General features: G+C 73.1%; 7 protein-coding genes and 1 pseudogene. 4 read left to right on the forward strand and 4 right to left on the reverse strand.

The window, feature by feature from the left end:
* Window positions 1-21 precede the first annotated feature (21 nt).
* From DQW06_RS18655 to DQW06_RS18665, 3 genes are all read right to left on the reverse strand, one after another.
* Complete coding sequence (locus DQW06_RS18655; RefSeq protein ID WP_117199004.1) at window positions 22-1023, reverse strand: ABC transporter permease; 1002 nt, start codon at window positions 1021-1023, stop codon at window positions 22-24.
* A gap of 76 nt (window positions 1024-1099) precedes the next feature.
* A complete protein-coding gene (locus tag DQW06_RS18660) occupies window positions 1100-2215 on the reverse strand; it encodes a Gfo/Idh/MocA family protein (RefSeq protein ID WP_117199005.1) in 1116 nt (371 codons plus the stop codon).
* 133 nt (window positions 2216-2348) lie between these two features.
* On the reverse strand, window positions 2349-4769 hold the full coding sequence (locus DQW06_RS18665) for a beta-glucosidase (protein ID WP_117199006.1): 2421 nt from the start codon (window positions 4767-4769) through the stop codon (window positions 2349-2351).
* Between the two features lie 350 nt (window positions 4770-5119).
* Between DQW06_RS18665 and DQW06_RS18670 the strand changes: the two genes are divergently transcribed.
* On the forward strand, window positions 5120-5743 hold the full coding sequence (locus DQW06_RS18670) for a TenA family protein (protein WP_013156249.1): 624 nt from the start codon (window positions 5120-5122) through the stop codon (window positions 5741-5743).
* 262 nt (window positions 5744-6005) lie between these two features.
* Here the strand turns inward: DQW06_RS18670 and DQW06_RS18675 are convergent, their stop codons facing one another.
* Complete coding sequence (locus tag DQW06_RS18675; RefSeq protein ID WP_013156250.1) at window positions 6006-6539, reverse strand: SSI family serine proteinase inhibitor; 534 nt, start codon at window positions 6537-6539, stop codon at window positions 6006-6008.
* 77 nt (window positions 6540-6616) lie between these two features.
* Between DQW06_RS18675 and DQW06_RS18680 the strand changes: the two genes are divergently transcribed.
* The 3 genes and pseudogenes from DQW06_RS18680 to DQW06_RS18690 all read left to right on the forward strand — a co-directional run.
* Window positions 6617-6949 carry a rhodanese-like domain-containing protein gene (locus DQW06_RS18680; RefSeq protein WP_013156251.1) on the forward strand — a complete coding sequence of 111 codons (333 nt, stop codon included), beginning with the start codon at window positions 6617-6619 and terminating at the stop codon, window positions 6947-6949.
* 74 nt (window positions 6950-7023) lie between these two features.
* Complete coding sequence (locus DQW06_RS18685; protein WP_071620955.1) at window positions 7024-9009, forward strand: PAS domain S-box protein; 1986 nt, start codon at window positions 7024-7026, stop codon at window positions 9007-9009.
* 124 nt (window positions 9010-9133) lie between these two features.
* Window positions 9134-9352 (forward strand): annotated as a pseudogene (locus DQW06_RS18690) (ATP-binding protein); the annotation flags it as partial.

The raw sequence follows: 9352 nt of genomic DNA on the forward strand, positions 1-9352 counted from the left end.
GTCGGGCAGGGCTGCCATGGGTCACACCCTCTCGACGTGGTGGTGGCGGATGCGCGGGTCCCACCAGGCCAGCAGCAGGTCGGACAGCAGGGTGCCGACGACCGTCAGCACGCCGAGGACGAGGATGAAGCTCCCGGCCAGGTACATGTCCTGGTTGCGCAGGGCCTCCACCAGCAGCGGGCCGGTCGTCTCCAGGCTCAGCACGATGGAGACCATCACCTCTCCGCCCACGAGCGTGGGCAGGATCCAGCCGATGGTGCTGATGAAGGGGCTGAGCGCCATGCGCACGGGGTACTTGAGGACGACCCGCCACTCGGGCAGGCCCCTGGCCCGGGCCGTGGTGACGTAGGGCTTGCGCAGCTCGTCCAGGAGGTTGGCGCGCAGCACGCGCACGAGCGCGGCCGTGCCCGCGGTGCCGATGATGAGCACCGGTATCCACAGGTTGGACACCACGTCCAGGACCTTGCCCAGGTTCCAGGCGGCGTCGGCGTACTCGCGCGAGACGATGCCGCCCACGCTCTGTCCGAAGTAGCGGAAGGACACCCAGGCGAAGATCAGCGCGAGCATGAAGTTCGGCGTGGCCAGGCCGACGAACCCGACGAACGTCACCGCGTAGTCGCCCAGCGAGTACTGGCGGACCGCCGAGTACACCCCGATCGGGAAGGCGATCGCCCAGCTCAGCAGCAGGGTGACCAGGGCCAGTGCCAGGGTGAGGCCGATCCGGTCCCACATCAGGTCGGCCACCTCGCGGTGGTACTGGAAGGACTGGCCGAAGTCGCCCCGCAGGACGATCCCCGAGATCCAGTTCCAGTACTGGACGAGGAAGGGGTCGTCGAGTCCGTACCTCTCCTCCAGGGCGCGGATCTGGGCGCCGTCCACGCCCTGCCCCTGCGCGGACAGCTCGGCGATGTAGGCGGTGAGGAAGTCGCCCGGGGGCAGCTGGATGACCAGGAACGCGACCAGCGAGATCGCGAACAGGGTCGGGACCATGTACAGCAGGCGGCGGATCACGTAGCGGCGCACGGCGTCCCCCTCGGCTCGGGCGGCGGGCGGTGACCGTCCGGGCGGCCCCCGGGGCCGCGCACCTGCGGGCGCGGCCTCACCACCGGACCGCCCCGCCGTCCATGCGCGCGTGGAACGGCGACTCCGGCCCGAGGTCGGCGGGGGCGACGGGCCGCCCCTCGAAGGCGGAGGCGTAGACCCCGGCGACCAGGCGCATCGTCCGCAGCGACTCGGCGGAGGACACGGGCGGGGCGGTGCCCTCGCGCAGCGCCTCCAGCACCCGGGCGATCTGTGCGCGGTGCCCGCTGTCGGTCCCGTGCTCCCCCGCCTCCCAGGCGGCCGTGACCTCCTGCTCGAACCCCGGGGCCGGGGTGACGCGCCAGTTCCCGTCGCCGTAGCCGTACAGGTGGACCAGCTCGACGGTCGCCCGTTCGAAGTCGATCCGGATCCGGCTCTCCTCCCGCGGGGAGACCAGGCTGTTGACCACGCTGGCCACCGCCCCGTTGGCGAAGTCCACCCGGGCCAGGGAGACGTCCTCGGTCTCGACGTCGCGCGCCTGGCGGCGGGCGACCGCCGACACCTCCGTCCACGGGCCCAGCAGGAAGAGCAGCAGGTCCATCTGGTGGATGCCGTGCCCCATGGTCGGGCCGCCGCCCTCGGTCTCCCACCTGCCGCGCCAGGGCACGTCGAAGTACTCCTGGGGTCGGAACCACGTCGTGTGGCAGGACGCCACCAGGGGCCGCCCCAGCACACCGGCCTCCGACAGCGCCCGCACCCGGCGGGCGCCCGAGCCGAAGCGGTGCTGGAACACCGTGGCCATCCACGGACCGCGACCGCCCCCCTCGGCCGCCGCCATCGCCTCCGCCTCGGCCAGGCTCAGCGCCGGCGGCTTCTCCACCAGCACGGAGGCGCCCGCGCCCAGGCAGGCCTCCGCCTGGGACAGGTGCAGGCCGGGCGGTGTGCACACGTGCACCAGTTCCGGACGCTCCCGGTCCAGCATCGCGGCCAGGTCGGTGTACCCGGCCGGGACCGCGAAGCGGGAGCGGAACGCGTCCAGGGCGCGGGTGTCGACGTCGACGGCGGCGACGACCTCGGCCCGGTCCGGAAGGGACAACAGCGCCTCCGCGTGGAAGCGGGCGATGTTCCCGGTTCCCACGAGAGCGACGCGGACCGGGCCCGCGGGCGGACCTGCGGTCGGGGAGGGGGTGCTCATGTGTGGTCGTCTCCTCTGTCAGGGGGTACGGGGGTGGAGGAGTGCTCGGCCGGGAGGGGCCGCGGCCGTGGTGGTAAGCGCTTGCTCAACGGGCGCGGGCGGAGGCCGCGGGCGGGGCCGCGGCTCCCGCTGCTCAGCCGCCTGCGGCGACCTCCTCCCGGTCGGCCCCGCCGGACTGGTCGACGGGGTCGAGCTGGACCCCGCAGGCCAGGCGCCGGGTGTGGTCCACGACGCGCGTGGGCCCGGTGAGCAGGACCGGCACGGTGTGCCGGACGTCCTCGCTGGACGCGGACAGCAGCAGCTCCAGGCGGCCGGGCTCGACGACGCGCCGCCCGTCCGGACCGGTGTAGGAGGCCAGGTCGGCGTGGACGGAGAAGTCCACCGCCCGCGCCTCCCCGGACTCCAGGTGCACCCGCGCGTAGCCGACCAGCTGTCTGCGGGGCCTGGCCACCTGGGCGACGGGGTCGTGCAGGTAGAGCTGGACGACCTCGGTCCCGGCGGAGCCGCCGACGTTGCGGACGGTGCAGCCGACGGTGACCTCGCCGTCGGTGCCCACCCGGGTGGCCTCCTCCGGGCGGACGGCGCCCGCGTCCACGCGCGGGTCCTCCCAGACGAACCGGGTGTAGGACAGGCCGTGGCCGAAGGGGTGGCGCGGGGTCGGGTCCACCGAGCTGACCTCGCTGCGGTGGGCCAGGTCGGGGCCGAGGTAGGTGACGGGCTGGCCGCCGGAGGAACGCGGCACGGACACCGGCAGGCGCCCGCTGGGGTTGACCCGGCCCGAGAGCACCCCCGCCACGGCGGGCATGCCCTCCTCGCCGGGCAGGAAGGCCTGGACGACGGCGGCCAGCCGGTCGGCGACCGGGCCCAGCGCGTAGGGCCGTCCGGACACCACCACCGCGACCACGGGGGTGCCGGTGTCGGCCAGGGCCTCCAGGAGCTCCTGCTGGACCCCGGGCAGGCGCAGGTCCTCGACGTCGCAGCCCTCGCCGGAGGTACCCCGGCCGAACAGGTCGGAGCGGTCGCCCACCACGGCCACGCACACCCGGGCGCGTGCGGCCGCCGACACGGCCTCGGCGAAGCCTTCGGTGGAGTCGCCGTCCACGGAGCACCCGGCGCGGTGCTCGACGCGGACGCCGGGCAGTTCGGCGCCCAGGGACTCCAGCAGGGTGGGTATCTCCACGCCGACGGCGGTGCCGGGGTGGCGCCTGCCCACGTGGGCGGGGAAGGAGTAGCAGCCGAGCACGGCGTCGGCGGTGTCGGCGAGCGGGCCGACCAGGGCCAGGTCCCCGGTGTCGGCCAGGGGGAGCGCGTCGTCGGTGTTGGAGAGCAGGACCACCGAGCGCTCGGCGAGCTCGCGGGCCAGCGCGCGGTGTTCGGCGGGGTCCAGGTCCACGGGGACGGCGGGGTCCTCGGGCTCAGGTGACCAGCCGGCGTCGAGCAGGCCCAGCTGGCACTTCTGCGTCAGCACGCGCCGGGCGGCCCGGTCGACCAGCTCCTCGGGCACCTCGCCCGAGCGGACCAGGGCGGTGAGCCGGTCGCCGTAGCAGTGCACGGTGGGCAGTTCGACGTCCACGCCCGCGGTCAGGGCCAGGGCGCCGGCCCGCTCGGCGGAGTCGGCGACGCGGTGCAGGGTCTGGAGGAAGGCGACGCCGAAGTAGTCGGCCACCACGGTGCCCTCGAAGCCCCACTGGTCCCGCAGCAGGCCGGTGAGCAGGCGCGTGTCCGCGGCGGCGGGCACTCCGTCGTTGTCGTTGTAGGCGGACATGACCGACCCGGCGCCTCCGTCGCGCACGGCCATCTCGAAGGGGGGCAGCAGGACGTCGGCGAACTCGCGCGGACCGATCGAGACCGGCGCGAGGTTGCGGCCGCCGCGGGAGGCCGAGTAGCCCGTGAAGTGCTTGAGGGTGGCCACGATCCCGGCGGACTGGAGGCCGCGCACGTAGGCGGTGCCCACGGTCGCCACGAGGTGGGGGTCCTCGCCGATGGTCTCCTCGGTGCGGCCCCAGCGCGGGTCGCGGGACACGTCCAGCACGGGGGCCAGGCCCTGGTGGACGCCGACCCGGCGCATGCTCGCGCCGATCTGCGCGGCCATCCGCTCGACCAGGTCGGGGTCGAAGCTGGCGCCCCAGGCCAGGGGGACCGGGTAGATCGTCGCGGTCCAGGCGGCGAACCCGGCCAGGCACTCCTCGTGGGCCAGGGCCGGGACGCCGAACCGGTTGGCGGCCATGATCTCCCGCTGGCTGCGGGCCAGCGACGCCCGGCCGGCGGCGGGGTCGACCGGGGCGGTGCCGAAGGGCCGGGTGAGCTGGCCGAGACCGTGCTCGATGACCTTCTCCCAGGCGGGGGGTTCCTGGGTGAGGTCGTGCTGGTGCGGTGCGACGGCCTCGCCGGAGGCGTCCGCGCTCACCCACACACCGTGAAGCTGGGCGACCTTCTCCTCCAGGGTCATCGATCCCAGCAGTCGCTCGACGCGCGTCGCGTCGGGGAGGGAGGGGTCGCGCCAACCGTCGTCGGCGGCCTCCCGGTCCGCGACGTGTTCCGAGGGTCCGGTCATGTGGGTGGGCCTTTCTGTGCTCAGTGGGGATGCGGGAACGTGGTGTGTCCGGATGGTGGCTCGCGCGCCATGGAGCTCCGAAACTTTCGAAACTAATATCGAAACTTACTGACGGAGAATGTACGTAGTCGCGATAGGCAGGTCAACCCCTGTGGGAGATATAGGTCACAAGGAGGCGGTGGCCTGCGGCGCCGAAAAGAGCGTCCGCGAGCTGCGGAGAAGGGGTTTCGTCAGGCGCGTCCAGGGGAACCCGAAAAGGCTCGAAACTTTCGGAAAAGCGACCGGGGCCCGCCGTTCGGGTCTTCCGGGCCGCCCGGAGACCCCGAAGGGGCGGATGGGACACTTCGGGCGTGGGAATTCTCGAACGACTCCATGAGATCGGGCGGCCGCTGGTCGCCGAGCAGCTGGCGCACCCGACCGTCGCCGGGATCGCCCGGGGCGACCTGGACGATCGCGCCTTCCGGTACTGGCTGGAGCAGGACCACCTCTACCTGCTCGACTACGCGCGGGCCTTCTCCCGGCTGGCCTGGCAGGCCCCCGACGGGCACCTCGCCGACCTGGTGGGCATCGCGCACAGCACCCTCAACGAGGAACTGGAACTGCACCGCTCCCTGTCCGGGGAGTTCGGCGCCGACCTGACCACCCGGGACAAGGGTCCGGCGTGCGCGGCCTACACCGCTTGGCTGCTCGACGCCGCCGCCGACTACCGCGACGGGCTCGCCGCGGTGTACCCGTGCATGTGGGGCTACAACCAGCTCGGGCTGGCGCTCGCCGCGAGCCGCCCGGAGGAGCCGCGCTACCGCCGGTGGGTCGACACCTACGCCGACCCGGAGTTCACCGCCCTCACCGAGCACTACGGGCGGATGCTGGAGGAGGCCGCCCCGGAGCCCGCGCGCGCCGAGCGCCTCTTCCTGGAGGGCATGCGCCACGAGGTCGCCTTCTGGGACACGCCCCACACCGCGCGCACCGCCTGAACCGCGCGCGCACGCGACGGAGGGCCCGCGGTTGTCCACAGCACGCAGAACGTTCTGGTGCCGCTTGTTGGCGGGCGCCTAACCTTGGTTCGGGGGGCCAGGTTCCTCCGGCGGGCGCCCCGCACGCCCCCGTGTCCATGGTCTCCCGGTCGGCTCTTCGGAGGCGTCCCCCCTCCGCTGCCTGTGGACAAACGCCGCACGCGCGACGGGGAGCCGGGCGGCGCGGCCCGGCTCCCCGCTCTGCCGTCGGGTACCGCCCCCGTCAGGGGTTGAGCACCGTGGACAGGGTCTCGAAGCGCTCGATCTCGCAGCCGTTGCGCTTGTTGAACTCGGTGTCGACCTCGGTCCCGCCGACGTGCCCGGTCACGTGGACGACCTCGGGGCCGCCCACCTGCATCGTGCACATCATGTCGGAGGTGTCGCCGCTGCTGAAGGGGCCGGCGCCGACCTCCTCGATCTCGGCGCAGGCCGCCTCGGGGTCGGGGTGGTCGCCGCCCGCGGGGGAGCAGGTGAGGGTCCACACCCCCTCCTCGTAGCCCTCCGCGGGCTCCAGGCCCTCGTCCCCGCTGAGGGTGCGTTCGATGGTGAGGCTGGTCTCGGCCTCCCCGCCGCCGGACTCCCCCGGGGACGGGGAGGCCGCGTCGGAGGGAGAGGCGGAGGGGCTGGTGTCGTCGGGTGCGGACTCGGGTGCGTTCACCCCGGCGGGCTCGTTGCCACAGGCCGTGAGGAGCAGGCCGAGGGCTGCGAGGGCGGCGAGGCGGACCGGCAGGGCCGTCGCGAAGGTGTGCTGAGCCATACAGTTCGGACGCGGGGGGTTCCCGACGGGTTCCCCGCTTCTCACGTTTTTCGGAGTACACGGATACAGGGGGTCACATGTTCGGCAGCGGTGTTCCGGAGGCCAACGCCACCGAGGTGCCCGAGGGCGCCTACCTCCTCGACGTCCGCGAGGACGACGAGTGGAACGCGGGCCACGCGCCCGACGCGACGCACATCCCGCTCGGCCAGCTCAACCAGCGCGCGGGTGAGATCCCGCGCGACCAGCGGGTCTACGTCGTCTGCCGCGTGGGCGGCCGCTCGGCGCAGGCCGTCGCGGCGATGAACCAGGCAGGGTGGGACGCGGTCAACGTCTCCGGCGGCATGCAGGCCTGGCAGCACGCCGGACGCGACATGGCCGCGGAGGGCGGCGTGGAGCCCCGGGTGATCTAGCGCGCCGGAGCCGATTTGGCTCCGATTGCGCAAAGCCCTGCCCCCGGGCCGCTTCTGGGTGGCACTATGACGTCGTGAGTTCCGAGCGCGCGCCCCTCAGCGCCGAAGCCGTGCTGGCCGCCTCAGCGGACGCGGTGGTCTGCGTCGACAGCGAACTCCGAGTCACCCTCTGGAACCCGGCCGCCGAGCGGTTGTTCGGTTGGCGTGCGGAGGAGGTGCTCGGGGGCGAGCTGCCGATCGTCCCCGCCGAGCTGAGGGCCGAGCACGGCGCGGTGCTCGAACACGTGCGCGCCGGAACCCCGCTGTCCATCCACACCCGCCGGGTGCGCAGGGACGGCGGGGTCGTCGACGTGCGGATCAACACCAACCGGGTGCCCGACGCCGACGGCGGCGTGGCCGGGTGGGTGCTCAACCTCTACCCCTCCGACAGCGACGTGCAGGCCCGCTCCTCGGCGATGGAGCGGGCCCGTCTCGTGCGGCGGCTCACCGACGTGGTCGTCGACATCAACGCCGACCTCAGCCTCAAGACCGTGCTCGACCGCATCTCCCGCGGCATCACCGAGCTCACCGGGGCGGACGCGGGCGGCTTCGTCCTGCTCAACGAGGACCGCGTGGAGCTGGTCAGCATCTCGGAGCTGTCGGAGGACCTCCAGGGGTTCAGCTCGGCGCTGGACGACAGCCTGTTCGGCGAGCTGCTGCGCAGCGGCAAGTCCGTGCTGCTGGCCAACGAGGACACCCGCGGCCTCCAGGACCTGGTCTGGGCCGACCTGCCCGGGCTGCACACCATCGCGCTGGGCGTGTCCAACGTGCACGGCCGCCCCTACGGCGCCCTGTACGCGCTCTACAGCCAGCGCAAGGTCGGGCACGTGGAGCTGGAGCTGCTCGAACTGCTCGCCGCGCACGCCGGGGTGGCGATCGGCAACGCGCTGGCCTACGAGGAGCTCAACCGCCAGCGCGTCCACGAGCAGGCCGTGGCCGACTCCAGCGCCGACGGGATCGCCGTGCTCGACTTCGGCGGCCGGGTGCGCAAGTGGAACCGGTCGGCGGTGGAGCTCACCGGTTACACGGCCGAGGTGATGGAGGGGCGCCACCCGCCCTTCCCGCTGCCCGCCTGCCACGGCCAGCCCGTCAAGCACAAGCTCCGCGACGGCCGCTGGCTGGAGATCCTGATGGCGCAGATCCCGCGCACCCACGAGTGGGTGGTGGACTTTCGCGACATCACCGCGCAGAAGGCCATGGAGGACGAGCGGGAGGAGTTCCTGGCCACGAGCGGGCACGAGCTGCGCACCCCCATCACCGTCATCCACGGCTACGCCACCACGCTCCTGCGCAAGTGGTCCCGGCTCAGCCCGGACTCGCAGTACCAGGCCGTCGGCACCATCGCGGAGCGCTCCTCGGCCCTGGCCGCGCTGGTGGACCGGCTCCAGCTGGGCTCGGACGTCGCCCGCGGCGAGATGCGGGTCGGCCGCGACCGGTTCGACCTGCCCGAGGTGCTGCGGCAGGCGGTCAGCGCCTTCCGCCCTCTGTCCGATCGGCACGACGTCACCCTGGACGACCTGCCCGACCTGCCGCACACGGCGGGCGACCCGCTGGCCACGGGCATGATCATGGACCAGCTGCTGGACAACGCCCTCAAGTTCTCGCCCCGGGGCGGGGCCGTGCGCGTGAGCGCGCGGGAGGAGGGCGACGCCGTCGCGGTCATGGTCGACGACGAGGGTGTGGGGCTGCGTCAGGGCGACGAGGAGCGGATCTTCGACCGCTTCGTGCAGTCCGGGGTGCGCGGTGAGGAGTCCCGCTTCGGCGGACTCGGGCTCGGCCTCTACATCGTGCGCCAGCTGGCCAGGGACCAGGGCGGCGACGTCACCGCGCAGCGCCTGGAGCGCGGCACGCGCATGCGGTTCACCGTGCCGCTGCACTCCGGGGAGGATCCGGAGCCCTCTCCACGCGGCGAACCGCTCCAAAGGCAACCTGAGTCCCAGGAAACAACAAAAACCTCACCAACCCCTGAACCCCTGTCCCGTCAGCGATCCCCGCGCCGACGTGCGAGTCGTACGCCGTGATTCACCCCGCGGTGGGTTTCCTTCCGAGGTGAACGGGGCATTTCCACCCCTGGTGGAATTCGCTGGCACACATCGGGCGGGTTCCGGACGGCCCGAGAAAGCACCAACGCGCAGGGATTTCGACGTGTCAGGAGACCACACCCCACTCGACGCGGGGGACAGCCCGCACAAGGTCGAGCGGAGCGTCACGCTCCCCCACACCCCCGCCACCGTGGCCGGTGCCAGGCAGCGGCTCTGCCGCGACCTCCGCGCCATGCGGATCAGCGAGGAGTGCGTGGACGACGCGGCCCTCGTCCTCAGCGAACTCGTCAGCAACGCCCTCCGCCACGCCCGCCCCCTGCCC

The organism is Nocardiopsis sp. TNDT3 (genome assembly GCF_003427465.1).
GTDB classification, from domain to species: Bacteria; Actinomycetota; Actinomycetes; order Streptosporangiales; family Streptosporangiaceae; genus Nocardiopsis; species Nocardiopsis dassonvillei.